Annotated in this window: 15 protein-coding genes and 1 tRNA gene; 7 read left to right on the top strand and 9 right to left on the bottom strand. The window is 64.1% G+C overall.

What is annotated here, in order from left to right:
* Positions 1-310: 310 nt before the first annotated feature.
* Together AC0L3P_RS33075 and AC0L3P_RS33070 are read left to right on the top strand one after the other, a co-directional pair.
* Positions 311-880 carry a cysteine hydrolase family protein gene (locus tag AC0L3P_RS33075; RefSeq protein WP_473308469.1) on the top strand — a complete coding sequence of 190 codons (570 nt, stop codon included), beginning with the start codon at positions 311-313 and terminating at the stop codon, positions 878-880.
* 165 nt (positions 881-1045) lie between these two features.
* Complete coding sequence (locus tag AC0L3P_RS33070) at positions 1046-1366, top strand: hypothetical protein (RefSeq protein WP_354061003.1); 321 nt, start codon at positions 1046-1048, stop codon at positions 1364-1366.
* Between the two features lie 56 nt (positions 1367-1422).
* On the opposite strand, the gene AC0L3P_RS33065 is transcribed toward AC0L3P_RS33070, so the two are convergent.
* The 4 genes from AC0L3P_RS33065 to AC0L3P_RS33050 all read right to left on the bottom strand — a co-directional run bounded on the left by AC0L3P_RS33065 (position 1423) and on the right by AC0L3P_RS33050 (position 4522).
* Positions 1423-2694, bottom strand: coding sequence for a flavin monoamine oxidase family protein (locus tag AC0L3P_RS33065; RefSeq protein WP_473308464.1), 1272 nt, complete (start codon positions 2692-2694; stop codon positions 1423-1425).
* A 10-nt stretch (positions 2695-2704) separates the two neighbouring features.
* Positions 2705-3412, bottom strand: coding sequence for a RibD family protein (locus AC0L3P_RS33060; protein ID WP_473308460.1), 708 nt, complete (start codon positions 3410-3412; stop codon positions 2705-2707).
* A gap of 19 nt (positions 3413-3431) precedes the next feature.
* Positions 3432-4106, bottom strand: coding sequence for an FABP family protein (locus tag AC0L3P_RS33055; protein WP_354060997.1), 675 nt, complete (start codon positions 4104-4106; stop codon positions 3432-3434).
* A gap of 155 nt (positions 4107-4261) precedes the next feature.
* Positions 4262-4522, bottom strand: a complete 261-nt coding sequence (locus AC0L3P_RS33050; protein WP_354060995.1) for a hypothetical protein — start codon at positions 4520-4522, stop codon at positions 4262-4264.
* 226 nt (positions 4523-4748) lie between these two features.
* On the opposite strand from AC0L3P_RS33050, the gene AC0L3P_RS33045 reads away from it, so the two are divergent.
* Positions 4749-5951, top strand: a complete 1203-nt coding sequence (locus AC0L3P_RS33045; protein WP_473308453.1) for an MFS transporter — start codon at positions 4749-4751, stop codon at positions 5949-5951.
* 52 nt (positions 5952-6003) lie between these two features.
* Here AC0L3P_RS33045 and AC0L3P_RS33040 read toward each other — a convergent pair whose 3' ends face one another.
* From AC0L3P_RS33040 to AC0L3P_RS33025, 4 genes are all read right to left on the bottom strand, one after another.
* Positions 6004-7617 (bottom strand): acyl-CoA synthetase, encoded by a 1614-nt coding sequence (locus AC0L3P_RS33040; RefSeq protein ID WP_473308450.1) that lies wholly within the window; start codon positions 7615-7617, stop codon positions 6004-6006.
* A gap of 157 nt (positions 7618-7774) precedes the next feature.
* A complete protein-coding gene (locus AC0L3P_RS33035) occupies positions 7775-8263 on the bottom strand; it encodes a DUF2059 domain-containing protein (RefSeq protein ID WP_473308446.1) in 489 nt (162 codons plus the stop codon).
* A 44-nt stretch (positions 8264-8307) separates the two neighbouring features.
* On the bottom strand, positions 8308-9525 hold the full coding sequence (locus AC0L3P_RS33030; RefSeq protein WP_473308444.1) for an OpgC domain-containing protein: 1218 nt from the start codon (positions 9523-9525) through the stop codon (positions 8308-8310).
* Between the two features lie 310 nt (positions 9526-9835).
* On the bottom strand, positions 9836-12892 hold the full coding sequence (locus tag AC0L3P_RS33025) for an ATP-binding protein (RefSeq protein WP_473308442.1): 3057 nt from the start codon (positions 12890-12892) through the stop codon (positions 9836-9838).
* A 263-nt stretch (positions 12893-13155) separates the two neighbouring features.
* On the opposite strand from AC0L3P_RS33025, the gene AC0L3P_RS33020 reads away from it, so the two are divergent.
* Together AC0L3P_RS33020 and AC0L3P_RS33015 are read left to right on the top strand one after the other, a co-directional pair.
* Complete coding sequence (locus AC0L3P_RS33020; RefSeq protein ID WP_473308440.1) at positions 13156-13647, top strand: hypothetical protein; 492 nt, start codon at positions 13156-13158, stop codon at positions 13645-13647.
* 160 nt (positions 13648-13807) lie between these two features.
* Positions 13808-14845: a thermonuclease family protein gene (locus AC0L3P_RS33015; RefSeq protein WP_275170834.1), complete on the top strand. Its 1038-nt coding sequence runs from the start codon at positions 13808-13810 to the stop codon at positions 14843-14845.
* Between the two features lie 70 nt (positions 14846-14915).
* On the opposite strand, the gene AC0L3P_RS33010 is transcribed toward AC0L3P_RS33015, so the two are convergent.
* Positions 14916-14992 (bottom strand) — tRNA-Met (locus AC0L3P_RS33010).
* A gap of 312 nt (positions 14993-15304) precedes the next feature.
* Between AC0L3P_RS33010 and AC0L3P_RS33005 the strand changes: the two genes are divergently transcribed.
* Positions 15305-16774 (top strand): coniferyl aldehyde dehydrogenase, encoded by a 1470-nt coding sequence (locus AC0L3P_RS33005; RefSeq protein WP_473308436.1) that lies wholly within the window; start codon positions 15305-15307, stop codon positions 16772-16774.
* A 123-nt stretch (positions 16775-16897) separates the two neighbouring features.
* Positions 16898-18490 carry a GMC family oxidoreductase gene (locus AC0L3P_RS33000; RefSeq protein WP_473308433.1) on the top strand — a complete coding sequence of 531 codons (1593 nt, stop codon included), beginning with the start codon at positions 16898-16900 and terminating at the stop codon, positions 18488-18490.
* Positions 18491-18576: the final 86 nt, after the last annotated feature.

The raw sequence follows: 18576 nt of genomic DNA, 5'->3' as shown, positions 1-18576 counted from the left end.
ATGAGGATCACGTTGAGTTGAGCGATCGACTGATCAACCCCGGCAGCGCGACTCTCGTGTCCCGGACGCGCTGCAATGCTCTCGGCGTGCTGCGCAGAGCAGGGACCCAGAGCAGGGACCCCATGCCGCACAAGATCCCGCTGGAGACATGGGCCCCGGCTCTGCAGCGCACCGTCGAAGAGACGCTGCGCTGCGTCCGGGGCACGAGGCGTCGCGAAACGAGGGAAGATTGGCATTGCGTGTTGTCACTATCGCCTCGCATAGTCGGCGCAGTAAGCAAATCTGCAGGTAAGTCTGAAAGCCGCCCCTCATGTCCCTCGCCCTTCCCGCCCTCATCGTCGTCGACGTCCAGCATGCGTTCGACGAATGGGAGGCGGCGGGCAAGCAGCGCAACAATCCGGAGGCGGTGGCGCGTATTGCCGATCTCCTGACGGCCTTCCGAACGAGCGGCGCGCCGATGTTCCACATTCGTCATGAGGGCACCAAGCCGTCCTCCTCATTTCTGCCTAAGAGCTCCGGCTATGCCGTCAAGGACGAGGCGCGCGAGCGGCCGGGCGAGATCGTGATCGTCAAGCGCGTCAACAGCGCCTTCATCGGCACCGATCTGGAAAAGCGCCTGCGCGCCGGCAACATCGGCACGCTCGTCATCTGCGGCGCCACCACCAATCATTGCGTCGAGACGACGACGCGGATGGCCGGCAATCTCGGCTTCGACACACAGCTGGTGCGCGACGCGACCTGGACGTTCGAACAGGTCGGGCCGGATGGCGACAGGCATTCTGCCGAGGAGATCCATGCGATGACGCTGTCGAACCTGAACGGCGAATTCGCGCGCATCGTCACCACCGATGACGTGATTGCGTCATTCGCGGCAGAGTGATGGCAGCGTTGCGATCGACGCCCGTGATGCGACAATAAATCCCACGAGATGCACGCAGCCGCGCGAATCGGAGGCCCATGAAACTGCGTCGTTTCGACGCCCGCACTGGCCGGAACGCACCTGACGACCATGTGTTGTCACACGACATTCAACTGGAGTGATGACATGAAGTATCTCATTGTCGCGATAGCCGTCGGTGCTGCGGCGCTTGCCGGAGGATCGGCGGCGAACGCGGCCAATTATTCAAGCGCGAAACAGAACGCGCCAGCCGCCCAGTCAACCGATATCAGCGCGCAGCACAGGCACCACCATCACGGCCATCGCCATCACTGGCGTCCTCACCACCATCACGGATTTCATCGTCCGCACTACCGGAGCTACGGCTATTATCCTCGGCACCACGGCTATTACGGCGGCGGACCGTACGGATATTACGGCGGCGGCGGTCCCAGCGTGACGTTCGGCTTCGGCGGCAGCCGCTGGTAAGACGAAAGGCAGCAACACGAAAGGCCCGCGAAATGCGGGCCTTTTTGCTCGTCAGCCTATCCCCGCAAGATCATCTCCGCCGCCTGCTGACCGCTCGCCAGCGCGGCCTCGACCGTGCCCATGTCGGCTCCGCGATAAAGCGCCTCGCCGGAGAACAGCACCGGTCCATCGCCGCGAGCTAGGATCGTTTGCGCCTCGCGTGTTCGCGGCGTCGCCCAGGAATAGGCGCCGCGCGCGTAGGGATCGTGCGCCCAGTTTGTCGCAGCGGCCGCAGTGAGCCCGCGCGCGAGGTCCTCGCGCGACAGGGCGAAGACAGCAGCAAGCGAATCGAGCCCCGCATCGATCAGCGCTTGCGGGTCGAGGTGCGCCAGCGCTGCCGTGCGCGGGCCGCCGAACCATCCGGTAAGCACGAGATGCCGGTCCGGGTATTGCGTCCACCACACCGGGATGAGCTGGTCGGACAAAAGGAAGCTCATGTCCGCGAGCTCTTCCTTGCGTTCGCGCCACCATGGCCGCCTGAAGCGCAGCAGGATCTTGATCACGTTACCGAAGCCGATGTCGTCGGCCGCCGCCGCCTTGGCGCGCGCGCGGCCCGGCAGCCCGATCTCGCGCAGCAACGGCAACGGAACAGTGAGGATCACGCGATCACAGCCATGCACGTCGCCGCCGACACAGCGAACGGCGATCGCGCCGCCCTCCTCCTCGATCGCCGACACCACGCAGCCGAAGCGAAAAATCACGCCAAGCTTGCGGCACTGGGCCGTCAGGAAGTCGATCATGGCTCCATAGCCGCCCTGGACCCGCGCCTGGGGTGAGTGCCCGCCAGCCATCCATTCCTCGCGCAGCGCCAGCGTGGAGGCGCGCTCGGGGTCGGCCGCATCGTAGCCCTCGACCATTCGCTCGATCGAATGGCGCAGCCGCGCATGCTGATCCCCGGCAAAATGCCGGCGCAGGAATTCGGCGACGGTGAGGTCGTCGTTCAATTCCCGAACCACGGCGTGCAGCTCAGCCTCATGCGGATCGTGACGATCCTCGCGCATGATGTCAGCGCCATCAAAGCTCCACCGCTCGCCTTCGATCTCTTGAAGAACCATCCCGGCCTCACGCAGCAACGCGCGCGTGACCGGCGCCTCGCCGTGGACGAATTCGGCGCCGCCATCAGCGGGGTAGCCGAACTCCGAAGCAGGCAGCGGGTGGATGCGGCCGCCGCAGCGCTCGCGCGCCTCCAGAATCGTCACTGTCCTCCCGGCGCGCGCCAGCTCGCGCGCCGCCATCAGGCCGGCCGCGCCGGCACCGACGATGACGATATGCTCTGATGTTGCGGACATCTCGGTGCTGTTACTTGCCCACGGCCCGCGGATCGTTCCGGATCAGATAGCGCAGCAGCAGGACGCCGCCGCCGAGATCCCGCGTGCTCTCCAGCGTCATCGCGGTCAGCGGTGCACGCCGATCCCCGTCAGCGTCCGTGGAATCGAACACGAAGGGCGCGCCCTTGGCGCCGTCGATCGCGGGACTGAGGATCAGGTTGAACTCGTCGATCAGGCCGGCGCGCAGGAACGCGCCGTTGGCAACGCCACCGCCCTCCACCAGCAGGCGCTTCACGCCGAGCTCGCGGTTGAGAATGTCCACCGTCAGCGCGAGATGGATCTCGGACTTGCCGGCAAAGATATAGGATACCCCCTCGCCGCGGAGCCCGGCGAGATGCGAATCGGAGACGCTCTCGGTCAGCACGACGACGATCTGATCGCCGCCGATATCGGAGCGGCCCCAGCCGATCTTGCCCTGCGCATCGAGCACGACGCCATAGGTTTTCGCGTCGCGTCGCGCGAACCAGTTTTCGCGCGGAAATTTCGCGTCTACCGTGGGATAAGGCTTGCCCTTGGCGAACTCCGAGCCGGTGACGCGGCCGATCACCCAGGCATCGCCGCCGAGCTCGTCATGGATCTTCTCGAACCAGTCCGTCCCTGCCCCCTGCGGGCGCCAGCGGCTCGGATGCGTGCGGCCGTCCAGACTCGAATGCATCAGACAGATGACGTAAGGCTTCATGCGCATCTCCAGGCCGCGCTCAGGCTGCCGGCTCACTGCCCTTCTCATTTCCCTTGGCGCGATCGTTCACGATCACCGCGAGGGGATTGAGCTTTGGCGGCGCGACGAGTTTGAGCGTGTTGGTGTCGCGGTGGTTGAACGGCGCGCCGCGCACGAACAACTCGGTCTGGATCAGATAGGTCCAACTGCCCTCGTCGTTGAAGGTGATGTCGCAGCGGTAAGCATCGGTGCGGAACGCTTGTTCCAGAAAATCAGTCGAGCAGATCCCGTAAGCGGTGTCGCCGCGCTTTGCGGTGACGGAGATCTCTTTGTCGTCCGGCCCGGCCTTGCCCGACGCCAGCAGCACCTGCCCGCGCGGGATCGCCAGCGTCTGCATGATCAGCCCGGTCTTGGGCTCCCACAACCAGTAGCCGACCTGGTCGTGGAAGGTGATGTCTTCCTCGGGCGTGTTGATGTGGATGTGATAGCGCAGCCCATAGAGCAGCTGCGGCCCGTTGGCCTGGGGATCGATCGGATCCATCCGGATGCGCTCGATGAAGGTCCGCCGCTCCGGCCCCTCCGCCTTCGGATTGATGTCGATCCCCTTGTCGGCCTGCCAGACGCCGGCCAGAGGGCGGAGCGGGCCGAGATTGGCAAGGCCGTCGGGCGAGACGTCCTCGGGTTCGGTGAAGATATCGGCGGGAAGGGGGAGCATGGGTGTCCTCGCATCGTTGCGAGGCAGCAATAGCATGAGAGCGCGGGCGTGGCTCGTTCTCAAGCCTCACAATCGGGAATGGACATAGGCCCCACGCGCAGCCGATCCGCGAAGCGGAGCCGAACCGACTTGGTTCGGCCCGGTCGCAAAGACGTCTAGTGGCGGTGGTCGCGGACGATGGACGTCGCGTTCAGGGTTGTCACGACGTTCGCCAATGCGGTCGCTGCGAGAGCCACGAGGATGTCGTTGCGCATGTCACGATCCATCATGATGCGGCTGCGTCCGGCTGACGGCCGCCGCAGCCGCGAGTGGTGGGTCGGTTGCGCTTTCGCCGTGCCGCTGAAGCCGCACAGCAGCAATCCAATCGAGAGGACCGCGACAGCAAGACGCGCAACGAAGCCCGACGACAACGTCATGACCATGTCCTCCCAGATGTGAGCAGGGCGATTGCATATGAAGAACGATATGGCTGGAAGCCCGCCTGCGGCCGGCGTTCATGACGGATGATGGGGCCCGCCGCCCCGGCAAGGCCTGGAACCAACCCGATCAGCGTTCGTTAAACTCTCGTCCGCGCCAGAACGATTGGCTGAAAGGATCATGTCCCACCCGCCGTATTCCGGCTGAGACCCCGTTTTGGTATCGATGACATCGCGGTCCCCCTCCTCGTCTCGTATCTGGCCCCTGTTCGCTCTCAACTTCTTCATGGCCGACATGCAGTCGGGCATCGGCCCTTTCGTCGGCGTCTTCCTCCAGGAGCGCGGCTGGGCGACCGGGCTGATCGGCACCGCCATGACGATCGGCAATGTCGCGGGCATGCTGGTCACGACGCCGATCGGCGGCTTCATCGACGCCACGCGCAACAAGCGCATGTGGGTCGTCATTCCCGGCATCTGCGTAGTGCTCGCGTCCGCGATCATCCTGATCTCGCAGAATTTCTGGGCGGTGACGTTCTCGCAGGTCGCACAATCGCTGGCGAGCGCCGCGATCGTGCCGGCGGTAACTGGCATCACGCTCGGCATCGCCAAGCAGAAGGGCTTCAACGCGCTCAACGGCCGCAACCAGGCGTTCAACCATGCCGGCAACATGGTCGGCGCCGCGCTGTCGGGCTATCTCGGTTACAAGTTCGGCTACGTCTCGGTGTTCGTGCTCGCGGCAATATTCGGCGCCATCGCGATCGCCTGCGTGATGATGATCCCAGCCAAGGCCATCGACGATCGCGCCGCGCGCGGCAGCAAGGAGGACGATCCGGACAGCGCGCCGGACGCGTTCACGATGCTGCTCAAGCACCGCGCGCTGCTGGTGCTGGCACTGGCGCTCGCGGTGTTTCATCTCGGCAATGCCGCCATCGTGCCGCTCTATGGCCTGGCGGCGGTCGCCGAAGGCCAGGCCAACGGCCCGAGCTTCGTCGCGACCACCGTAGTTATCGCACAAGGCGTCATGGTCATCACGTCGCTGATCGCAATGAAGGCGGCGACCAAGCGCAACTACTGGCCTATCATCCTCGTCTCCTTCATGTTCCTGCCCATCCGCGGCGTGCTCGCATTCTTCGTCACGGGATGGTGGGGCGTCGTACCGATGCAGGTGCTCGACGGCCTCGGTACGGGCCTCCAGACGGTTGCCGTCCCCGGCATGGTCGCGCGCTCGCTCAACGGCACCGGCCGCATCAATCTCGGCCAGGGTGCCGTGATCACCGTGCAGGGCATCGGCGCGAGCCTCAGTCCCGCGCTTGGCGGCTGGATCGCGCAATGGATCGGCTACGGCCCGACCTTCCTGCTGCTCGGCGGTTTTGGCCTCGCGTCCATGGCGCTGTGGTTCGCGTTCGGCGCCCACGTGAAGAAGTATTGAGGCTTCCTTCTCGCTCTCCCCGTTCTTGCGGGAGAGCGAGAAGAGGAATGCATCAGGTCCCAAAATTCTTCTGGATCGCCTTGTCGAGCGTTTCGCCACCGACGAAGCGTTGGCGCAGCTCGCGCTTGAGCAGCTTGCCGCTCGGGTTCTTGGGCAGGGCATCGACGAAGATGACTCGCTTGGGCACCTTGAAATGCGCCATCTGGCCGGCGCAATGCTTGATGACCGTGTCCTCGTCGAGCTTCTCGCCGCTCTTGACCACGACGATGGCAGTCACCGCCTCGATCCAGCGCGGATCGGGCAGGCCTACCACAGCAACTTCCGACACTGCAGGGATGCGGTAGACCATCTCCTCGACCTCGCGGCTCGCGACGTTCTCGCCACCGGTCTTGATCATGTCCTTGACGCGATCGACCACGGTGATGTGACCCTCTTCATCGACGGTGGCGAGATCGCCGGAGTGAAACCAGCCGCCGGAGAACGCAGCCGCCGTCTTGACAGGATCGTTATAATAGCCGGAGAGAAGATGCGGCGAGCGGTGCACGATCTCGCCCACCTCTCCGACCTTCACATCCTCCATCGAAGTGTTGACCACGCGGGTCTCGACATTGAGCACCGGCTTGCCCGCCGAGCCGGCCTTGCGCAGCTGGTCCGCGGGTCCGAGCACAGTCGCGAGCGGCGCGATCTCGGTCTGGCCGTAGAAATTCCAAAACTTCACATTGGGCAGGCGGCGCTGGAGCTCGAGCAGCACCTCCACCGGCATGATCGAGGCGCCGTAATAACCCTTCTGCAAGGTCGACAAATCCGTCTTGTCGAAATTGGGCGAGCGGAGCATCGCGATCCAGATCGTCGGCGGCGCGAAGAACGACGTGATCTTGTGCGTCTGGATCAATGACAGAATGTTGTCGGCCGCAGGCTTGCCCGTGATCACGCCGGAGGCGCCGAGATAGATTTGCGGCCCCAGGAATACATCGAGCTGCGCGCAATGATAGAGCGGAAGCGCGTGCAGGAATTTGTCGTCCACGCTCATGCCGCCATCGATGATGCAGCTGACATACTGCCACATCACCGCTTCATGGGTCAGCATCGCGCCCTTGGGCAGCGACTCCGTGCCGCTGGTGTAGACGATCTGCGCGAGATCGCGGCTGTCGACCGACGACTCCAGGTACGAGCCATCGGCGCTGAGAAGATCGTCGAAGGTGGTGAGGCCCGCCGGCGCCGTGGCGGCATCCTCACCCGGCAGCCAGATCATCTTCTCGACCGCGCAATCCCTGGCGCTGGCCGCGCGCGCGGGCTCGACGAAATCAGGGCCGGCCGCGAGCAGCTTTGCACCAGAACTCTTCAGGATGAAGTTGATCTCGTCCGGATTGAGCATGAAGTTGATCGGCACCAGCACCGCGCCGATCCGGGCCAATGCGAACCGGAGCGCCGCAAAGGCGTGCGAATTGCGCGAGAGCACGGCGAGGCGGTCACCCTTTTTCACGCCGAGGCCAAGCAGGCCGCGGCCCAGCCGATTGCAGATCGCGTCCATTTCGGCAAATGTCCAGCTTACATTGCCGCAGCTCACCGCGAGCTTGCCCGGATCGCGGCCCGCCGCGCGCCGCAGGATGTCGCCGATGGAATGCTCGCGGGCCTTCGAGATGGTGGCTGCGATGTCGCGGGTCATTTCCGTTCCCCTGAATTTTCTCTTTGCGTGAATTGCCAGCCTGAACCCAGTCAGGCCATGGCATTCACGCGCTTCTTGTCTTCGCAAAAGCGTAGTCGGGGCGACCGGCCACGTCAAATCAGCCAGCGAGCGCGGCGCCATTACGCAAGAGTTGAGCTCAGAGCTTGTGCCCTTTCTGGCGCAGCGCCTCGATGAGGCGCTGCTTCAACTCGTCGGCCGTCTTCTGGCTGACGTCTTGGCTGATCCGCGCGCTTGCCTGCGCCAGCGCATCCGACTTCTCCAGAAGCTTCTTCCCGGCCGGCTGGGCATAGAAAGTCTCGATCTGGCGCAGCTCATCGATGCTGAAGCTCTGGGCATAGAGAGCGGCGACCTGGTCGATCATCGAAGTGAGGGCTGGAGTGTAAATCTCGGAGCCGGGTGCCGTCACCGCGTCATAGTCGCGCTCGATTTCCGGCCTGTCCTGCGCGACCACGGGCCTCAGCTTGAGCAGGAGCTGCGGCAACAGCGCGCGATACTGGTCCGCGATCTTCAAGGTGACCACGAGCTTGCGCGCCGCGCTCATCGCCTCCGCCGGCGGCGCTTGCGCCGATGCACCAGAGATCAGGAGCAGGAGGGCGCCGGCGATCGTCAACACAAGTCTGGGCATGAACCTCTCCGTTGGATCTCTCCGCGAATGCAGGCCGGCGATAGTCAGTGACCCGCGGGCGCCACGGCAGACCTGTCCGCAGGCGCACTTTCCAGGACGGTGTCGGCCTCCTCGATCTCCGTCACCTTCACGAACAGGTTGGGCACCCGTTCGGCCCGGTCGAGCAGCCACGCGGCTGCGATCATGATGACGATGCCGACGACGGAGACCGCGAGCTGCTCCCAGACGCCCCTGGTGTATTGCGTCAGGATCCAGTGCGCCGAGAACGACAGGAAGACGCCGAGGCAGAAGATCGGCAGCGAATGCTGACCGCAGAGGATCACAGGGCGCAGCCAGGCCCCGTGCAGGGTCCGCCATTTGCGCGAGATGAGGTGAGTCACCCAGATCGCCAGCGCCAGGAAATGCGTGAAGCGCAGCATGTCGAGGTCGGTCTTGTCGATCGGGTAGATCGCCTTGATCATCCACTTCGGGATCAGGGCTTCGAGCGCAGGGACGTGCCAGGTCATCACGATCAGGAGCGCGAAGGCGAGCCAGGCCGCGGCCAGCGCCATCGCCGCCTTTGACCACACCCATCTCGCGATCTTGTCGATCTGGCCGATGCCGCACCAGGCCGCGAACACGAACATCAGCTGCCAGCAGAACGGATTGAAGTACCAGGTCGTGCCCGGCGGATAGGAGGCGATGTTCCAGTTGAACCAGCGCGCCAGCACGTAGAGCACCACGGAGCCGGCGAGCGTCAGGTTCGGCCGCCGCACCAGGCACCACACGATGAAAGGCGAGGCGAACACCAGCGTGATGTAGAGCGGCAGCACGTCGAGATTGACCGGCTTGTACTTCAGCAGGATCGCCTGCCCGATCAGCTCGTCCGGATGCGACAGGAAATTGAACACGTTGAACTCGTGCTCGTACATCGGATTGTCGAAGCGGCGCGCGGTGCGGGCGATCTGCGCCGTGAACAGCAGGAACAGCATGATGTGGGCGACATACATCTCGACCGCGCGCCGCCACAGCCGCTTCAGCGCGGCGACGAACCAGCCGCCCGCGACGATCGGCCCGTAGATCCAGCCGACCAGATAACCGGAGATGAAGACGAAGAATTCGGCGGCGTCGCTGAAGCCGTAATTGCGCAAGGTCAGCCAGGCCACGACGTCGTGCGGGATGTGGTCGAGGAAGATCATCCACAGACCGATGCCGCGGAAGAGATCGAGCCGCAGGTCGCGGTCGACCGGCGCGAGCAGCGCTGACTGGTCCCGTGTGATCATGGCCCCGCCTCGTTCGGTGGGCGTCGCGCCGTCGCGGCGCCGAAAAATCGGATGCTAAAAAATTGAAATCAAAAGTCACCTGGCCGTGCGGCCAGGGCCGACGGTAGCCGACCTTGCTGCGCGTGCAAGGGCATAGTCATCGGAGCGGGCCGCACAAGGGTGCCGTCATTCGCGCTGCACCATGGGGGCCTCTTCAAAAAACGCCAAAAACAACCCCATGCACAGTAGCTAAGTCTTTGCAAAGCCTACTGGATTTATTCGACGCGTTGGGCAGATTTCGGCCGCGATGGCGGCCCGGCCGCCGCTGCCGTCAGCTTAGCTCGTCGCCCGTCGCCTGCATCTCGTTGAGCATCGCCGCGGCCTTGTGCTGCAGCGGCAGCGCGCCACTCTCGGCGGCGATCGCGATGGTCGCGCGCAAGGCCCCAAGGATGGCTGCCTTGACCTCCGCATCCGACGGCGGCGTCACCACGGCCTCGCCGAACAGGGCCTCCGCCTCCAGGCCGGAGAACCCCTGTTGCCGCGCCGTGTTGCGCGCCTCGCGCAGCATGTTCTGCGCGGCCTGGACGTCGCCGAGACGGTGGGTGGCGAGCGCCAAATAGATCGAGCTGCGCAGCACCGCCGAGGTATAGCCGACCGCCTTCGCCTCCTCACGCGCCTCCGTCAGCATGCCGCGCGCCCGGTCGAACAGCCCCTGCTCCAGATAGGCCATCCCGAGGTGGCAGGCGAGCACCGGCACGAACAACCGGATGCCGTGCTTCTGCGCCAGGACGAAACCGTCCTCGAGAATGGCCGCGGCCGCCGCCGGCTCGCCGCGGCCGAGCATCAGCCAGCCGCCGCTATAGGCCGCGGCGACGCGGTCGTAGGGGCGACCCGTCTCCTCCGCGATCGCGGCAGCCTGTTGCTGGAGCTGCTCGGCGAGATCGAGCTCACCCATCACGGTGTGGGTGATGCTGTTCATCATGCAGCAGAGCAGGAGCAAAGATCGTGGGGTCGTGCCGATCGGGGCACTTGCTGCCGGCCCCGAGAGATGGGCACGGGTGGTAACCAGCATCTTCTCGGCGCGATCGTAGCGGCCGGAAAGAAAATAGGCCTGCCCGAGACTGTATTGCGCGAGATTGCGCCAGGCGGGATTGCCCGAATTTTCCGCCAGATGCACCACATCTTCTCCGATCGCGACAGCTTCGACCGGCGTTCCATAGAAATTCTGGGCACCCGCTCTCATGGTCATGGCCGCGACCTTGCGTTCAATGTCGCCAATCACATCGGCTCGCCGTTCGGCCTCGCTCCCCAAATCCAGGGCTTCGGCGACACGCCCCGACCCGGCAAAGGCCAACCGCGCCTCCATCCGCAGGTCAATGGCGTCCGTTTCGCGCGCGTGCGTCACTGGGGTCTTGTCGAGAGAACCCATCGCGATCTCGAAATAATCGACCGCTTCGGCAAAGGCCGAGCGCACCAGACATTTTCGAGCCGCGCTCCTGCCATGCTGAAAAGCCTTCCCCCAATCCTTCGCTCGGGCCGCGTGATAGCAGAGCGTATCCGGACCGTCGGTCCACGCCTCGTCGGTCTCGAGAGCCGCCAGAATGCTGGCATGGATGCTTTCCCGCACCTTCTCGACCATCGAATCGTAGGTCACCTGCCTGACCATCTCGTGGCGGAATTCGAGCGAATCCTCCAACTCACTGTCGATCCTGACGAGCAGCTCGGCCCGGTCGAGCGCGGTAACGCAATCCTGCAGGACGTCTTCCGGCACGGCCGCTACTCTTCGCAGTGTGGCCTGGTCGGCCCGGGGTCCAAGCGCCGCGGCGATCTGGAGAAGCGACCGTTCCTGTCGTGACACACGATCCAGCCGCGCCGCGATCACACCCTGAATGCTGCTGGGGATGCCGAGTTCGTCCACAGGACGCGCAAGGGAAAGGTCGCCCCACTGGCCAAGAAGCATGCCGCTGTCCTTCAGACTGCGGCAGACCTCCTCGATGAACAGCGGAACGTTGGCCGTATGAGAGATGATCCGGTTCTTCAGGTCTTCGTTGGTCGTGGCGGGACCAAGCATGTCCGCGAGCATGGCCAAGCCTGAATCGTCATCGAGAGGCCGCATCGCCACGATTTCCGCGCGGCAGCTCGCGATCCAAACCGGCATCCCATTGGGCCGCGTCGTCAGCAGCACAAGCAGATCAGGGCATTGTAGCCCCGAAAGGGTCGCGACGACCGCATCGCTGGCCCGATCCATCCAGTGCAGGTCCTCAATCAAAAGGATCGTACGCTGACGACGGGCGACGCTCTCGACGATCGCACAGCTTGCGTCTGAAATCGCACGACCGCGCGCGTGAGGCTCCAATTCATCCCATTGCGGATCGGAAACCGGCAAATCCAGGATCGCGTCGACGGCCCGCTGTTGCACCACCGGCAACGCGTCTCTCGGATCATCCGTCCTGGTCTGATCTCTCGCAGCTGTATCAAGGATCGAGAGCAACAGGCGCTTGAGCGCGCTGTACGGCGCACCCTGGAGATTCGGACTGCACTCGACATCGATCAGCCGCCAGCCGCCAGCCCGGAGATCCTGCGCGAATTCATGCGCAAGCCGAGACTTGCCAATGCCGGCGTCACCCATCAGCAGAACCGTCTGCCGGCCGGCAGCAACCCTATCCGCAGCGCGCCACAACAACGCCCGCTCCGTCGTGCGGTCGACGAATCTGGAAACGCTCCGCGCACGTCGGACCCGCCAGCTCGACAGATCACTCGCCCCCATGACCCGGTAGACAGGCAGGGGCTCGCCGAAACCACGGAGCGCCTTGCGGCCAAGGAATTCAAAGCGGACGTGTCCGTCCGCAAGCTCCTGGCAGGCTTCGGAGACGTAGATCTGGTTCGCCTCGGCTGCCGTCTCCAGCCGAGCCGCGAGGTGCTGGGCTGCGCCGCCGATCTCGTAGACCTTGGAAAATTCGCTCGCGACCATGTAGGCCACCACATGACCCGAGTGCAGGCCGACCCGGACTTGAAGTCCTGGATCGCCCAGACTGCCAACGCGCCGGACCAGCTCGATGGCCGCGTGGCAGGCCAGCGGCGCATGGTTGTCGTCGGCGATCGGGGCGCCGAAGACGGCGGCCAACCCGTCACCCAACTCCTTGCTGACGATGCCGCCGAACTGGCGCACCGCGCCTCTCATCGCCGCAAGAGCAGGCTCGAGGCGCGACACCGCCGCCTCCGGCTCCAGTTCGGCAACAAGACCTGTGGAATCGACGACGTCGGCGCGCAGAATCGTCACAAAGCGTCGTTCGCTGTCGGGGTCGACGGGCTGGCGCACCGCCGCTCCGCATTTGGAGCACCAGCTGTCGCCCGGACCAATCGCCGACTGACAAGCGAAGCAATGCATTCCAGCGCCTTCAACCACTGCCTCGGCAGCCCCACCCCAACCCCCGCGAGGCGTTCGACCTAACAATACCTATAGGAAAGTGCATGGCAATTGGGCTTGCGACATAGGCGACGTTACGGGATGGAGGCTCTCTGGACGAAATACATTCCTGAGTGGTAGCGTTGACTGCGCACAACAAACAGCGTGATCGGCCGTAGCGTGACGCGTATTTTCGGCCACCGCACCAGAGATTTTGACAAACAGACATATGAAGGAAAGAGGCGATGGCCGGACTGGTATATAGCGGCAAGGCATTTCGAGACTTGATGAATAGCAATTACTATCCTTTGGCGAACATGAAGAAGAGCGTCGCGAAGCTCAAGGCGTCCGAGGACATCGACCTGCCGACCTTGGAATACGGCCAGTACCACCTGATTTTGAACCCGGCATCAAACTGGCCGCAGGGCAGCGCCAAGTACTGGCACAAGGAAAAGGGCCGGGCCCGCGTCGACCTCAGCACCCAGCCGAACACAGTCCCCCTGTCCAGAGATGAGCCGGGCGTCATTCCGCTGACACGATGCGATCTGCTCGATGCCTGCGTCCGGAAATGCTTCAATTCCGAGCCGCCGATTCCGATGAAGACGAAGATCATCACCCACGAGGCCAGCGACGCTTTCGCGCACCGGCACGAGATCCGGCTGGAGTGGGACTACAAGAAGGGTTCGGACAAGCCGACGCTGCTCAATCTGACGATGGTCTGCCCGCACAGATCCTGAGCTTCGGACACATTCTGCTTCATTCAGAAGATCATCTCCGCCCGGGCGCTACAAGCGTGCGGGTTAGAACCTCCGGCGTGTCGTGCCTGTCGCATCGTCCGTCATGGGCTTGTCGTGCGAAGATGATTCGCTGCCTTCTGAACCATGAGAGGAGCGGCCGATGCCCGTTGGACTGCTGGAGGTCGAAGGCACCATTGATGTCGGCCAGTTCTGGCCGGAGGGGCGGTCGGACGCCGACACCACAAAGGTCGTGGTGAATGTCGCGCCGGACGCGATCCGCTTTCGCAAGAACGATACCGCGCCGTTCCAGCCGACCCATGTGTTCGACAACGCCAAGGTCAAGGGCCGCACCAACACGGCGGCGATCAAGAATGGCAAGCTTACCATTCGCCTCCAGGGCATTGACGCGCCGGAGCTGCATTACCAGCCCTCACCGCTCTCGCCCGCGGAGAAGACGGGGCTGACCGACGCCAGGCGACAGGCCTATCACGAGCTCACGCATCCCTACCGGCAGTTTCTCGGCGCGACGACGAGCAAGGCGCTGCATGATTTTCTCGGCAGTAGCGCCGAGCCGACGCTCACCTGCCGGGTGTTCACGCATGTCGATGCCCCGAACGAGGTGTTCGACACGTATGGACGGCTGGTCGGCGACATCGAGGTGACGGTCCGCGGCCACAAGGTCGACGTCAACCATTGGCTGGTCGAGCAGGGCTTTGCCTATCCGACGTTCTACTCCTCGATGAATGATGACGAGATCCGCGCCTTCCTCGCGCTCGCCAAGACCGCGCGCGCGAAAAAGCTGCCAGTCTGGAAGCACCTCGCCAGGACGATTGGCGCCTTCGACTTCGACCTGCGCGAGCCCAAGACAAACGAGACCGGCGTGCTCGCGACCGACAAGGGCCCGGTGATGCTGCCAAAGCTCTACCGCCGCTACGCCAACTGGTCGGCCCGCAAGAAGGCCAAGGTGACGAGCCAGAATTTCCAGAAATTCTTGGGCGAAGGCTCCGGCGGCAAGCCCGACACCTGCTACGAGATCGGCGATTTCCTCACCAACGGCGTGCACTCGGCGACGCCACGAAATTTTGCCGAGTTCGTCGAGGGCGGCAAGACGATCAAGTTTCAGCCCGAGGGCCTGGTGTTCGGGGAAGCGCCGTCGATGCTGGTCGGGGCGGACGGGAAGGCGATCAAAGAGTTTTGAGGACACCAGAAACAAAAATGGCCCGCTCAACGCGGGCCATTTTCGGATCGGGACCGGTAAGGTCCGAACTTGGTTGCGGGGATAGGATTTGAACCTATGACCTTCAGGTTATGAGCCTGACGAGCTACCGGGCTGCTCCACCCCGCGTTAACCGTTGCTTTGCCTTCGTGAAAGTGCCGGGGACGGTGAATGAAGGGCCGGCGCTGTTCGCGTGGCTTGCTTCGTTCGTCCCGAAGGCTTCCTTGGAAGGCAACCCCGGGCAAAGCCCGTTGGGTGCGGGCGGTATGTACCAACCCGGGGTGGCTTTGGAAAGGGCTGCGCGGACGTTTTTTTCGACTTTATGACAGCGCGGTGGACGAATTTGCGGCCTCTTTGGCCCGCCCTTGCCAGAAGTCCCACAAGGGGCCAGCTTGCGGCAACAAAACTAGGCGGAAACGCCACTTAAAGAGGGAGAACGCCATGGACCACGCTTTGGACCGTCCCTCGGACCGCCCCTTGAACCGCCCCCCGACGAGCGCCCCGCTTCGGGCCCTCGAAGACGCCTTCCATGCCATGGTCGCGCGGTCGCGGGCGGAGCCGGCGCCTGGCCTTGCCGAGCGGCTCGACCGGCTGACGCGGCTGCGCACTGTCGTCGCCGACAACGAGGAGCGCTTCCGGCAGGCGATCTCGGCCGATTTCGGCCACCGCTCGGCAGTCGAGACTACCATCGCCGAGACCATGATGGTGTTCTCCGAGATCCGTCATGCCACCAAGCACCTCAAGAGCTGGATGGCGCCGCAGCGCGTTTCGACGGCGCTGCAATTCCTGCCCGCCCGCAACCGGCTGATGCCGCAGCCACTCGGCGTCGTCGGCATCATCGCGCCCTGGAATTATCCGCTCCAGCTGACGCTCGCGCCCGCCATCGGCGCGCTCGCCGCCGGCAACCGCGTCATCATCAAGCCGAGCGAGCTTGTGCCGCATTTCTCGGCGCTGCTGAAGGAGACGGTCGCGCAAAAATTCGACGCTGCGGAGTTGCTGGTCACCGGCGTCGAGGACGAGATCGCAAAGGCCTTCGCATCGCTGCCGTTCGATCATCTGGTGTTCACCGGCTCGACCCGGGTGGGACGACTGGTCGCTGAAGCCGCGGGGCGCAATCTGACGCCCGTCACGCTCGAGCTCGGCGGCAAGTCGCCTGTCATCATCGACGCCTCCGCCGACCTCGAAGAGGCCGCCGAGCGCATCGCCTATGGCAAGCTGCTCAATGCCGGGCAGACCTGCATCGCGCCCGACTATGTGCTGGTGCCCGAGCGCGCGCTGCAGGCCTTCGCCGAAAAAGTGCGCGCGCAGATGCGGCGCATGTTCGGCACCGATTCCGCCAACAAGGACTACACCTCCGTGATCTCCGACCGGCATTATGCGCGGCTGGAGACTCTCGTCTCAGATGCGGCAAGCCGCGGCGCCAAGATCCTGCAGCCGGCGAAGGCGGACGATCCCAACTGGAAGGCGCACCGCAAATTCCCGCCGACGCTGATCGTGGGCGCAACCGCAGACATGGCGGTCATGCAGGAGGAGATTTTCGGTCCTGTGCTGCCGGTGCTTGGTTATCGCGAACCGGCCGACGCCATCGCCTTCGTCAACGCACGCGACCGGCCGCTGGCGCTGTACTGGTTCGGCAAGGACAGCAATGCGCGCGACGAGGTGCTGGCGCGCACCGTCTCCGGCGGCGTCACCATCAACGACTGCCTGTTCCACTTCGCGCAAATCAACCAGCCGATGGGCGGCGTCGGCGCATCCGGCACCGGCGCCTATCACGGCGAATGGGGCTTTCGCACATTCAGCAAGTTGAAGCCGGTGTTCTATCGCTCGAAATTCAACCGCCTCGCCGACCTCTATCCGCCCTACGGCGGCAAGATCGCGCGGCTGGAGAAGTTGATGCGGTTCATGTCGTAGGGTCTCAGCATTCCGTCATTGCGAGCGCAGCGAAGCAATCCAGAATCCCTCCGCGGTGACAGTCTGGATTGCTTCGCTTTGCTCGCAATGACGAGAAGAAAAATGCAAGAGGGGGAAACATCAGTGACGGACACATTCGATTTCGTCGTCGTGGGCGCGGGCTCCGGCGGCTGCGCGGTTGCGGGGCGGCTTTCGGAGGATGCGGGGACATCCGTGGCGCTGATCGATGCCGGCGGACGGAACGACAATTGGCGGATCACCACGCCGTTCGGGCTCGCTTTGCCATACAAGGCAGCGAACTGGGGCTTCGATACCGTGCCGCAGAAGGGATTGAACGGCCGTATCGGCTATCAACCGCGCGGCAAGGGGCTCGGCGGGTCCTCGGCGATCAATGCCATGGTCTATATCCGCGGCAACAAATGGGACTACGACCACTGGGCCTCGCTCGGCAATGCCGGCTGGTCGTACGCGGACGTGCTGCCCTACTTCAAGCGGTCGGAGAACAACGCTGATTTTGACGGCGCGTATCATGGCAAGGGCGGCCCGCTGCATGTCAACAGGCTGCGCGCGGACAATCCGATCCACGAAATCTTCCATCAGGCCGCCCGCGAGGCGCAGTTTCGCATCCGCGAGGACTTCAATGCGGAGGACCACGAAGGGCTCGGCAGCTACCAGGTGACGCAGCACAATGGCGAGCGCTGGAGCGCGGCGCGCGCCTATCTGCATCCCCACATGGACAAGCGCGCGAATCTGCGTGTCGAGACCCAGGCGCATGCCACGCGCATCCTGTTCGAAGGTGGGCGCGCGGTCGGCATCGAATATGTCCAGGGCAAGCAGACAAAGCAGCTGCGCGCCCGCCGCGAGGTGATCCTCGCCTCCGGCGCCTTCCAGTCACCGCAGCTATTGATGCTGTCGGGCGTCGGCGACGGCGAGGCGCTTGCCGCGCACGGGATCGGCGTCGTGCATCATTTGCCGGGCGTCGGACGCAATCTGCAGGATCATCCGGATTTCGTGTTCGTCTACGCCTCCGACTATCCGCACTTCGTCCATTCATCACTCGGCCGGCTGCCGTCCCTGCTCCGCGCCATCCAGCGATACCGCCGGGAGCGGCGCGGCCTGATGACCACCAATTTCGCCGAGTGTGGCGGCTTCCTGAAGACCCGATCCGACCTCGATGTGCCCGACATCCAGCTGCACTTCATCGTCGCGATGCTCGACGACCATGGCCGCAAGAAGCACAAGGAGGCGGGCTTCTCATGCCATGTCTGCCTGTTGCGGCCGAAGAGCCGTGGCAGCGTCTGGCTGAAAAGCGCCGATCCGCTGGCAGCGCCGATGATCGATCCGAACTTTCTGGGCGAGGCGGAGGATCTCGAGACGATGGTCGCGGGCTTCAAGACCACGCGACGGCCGATGGAGACGCCCGCGATGCGCGCGTTGCAGAAGAAGGACATGTTCACGTCCGATGTGAGAACGGACGACGACATCCGCGCCATCCTGCGCGCGCGCGTCGACACCGTCTATCACCCCGTCGGCACCTGCAAGATGGGTACCGACGCGATGGCCGTGGTCGATCCGGCATTGAAGGTACATGGCATGGCAGGCTTGCGCGTCGTGGACGCCTCGATCATGCCGACACTGATCGGCGGCAATACCAATGCGCCGACCATCATGATCGGGGAGAAGGCGGCGGATATGATACGGGCGGAGATGCGGTGACTCTACCTCGTCGTCCCGGCGAAGGCCGGGACCCATACGCCGAGTGTGAGTTATTAGCGCGAGCTGGTCACCACCTATCTTCGCCA

The organism is Bradyrhizobium sp. WSM4874 (genome assembly GCF_055811835.1).
This window is presented reverse-complemented; position numbering and strand designations above follow the sequence as displayed.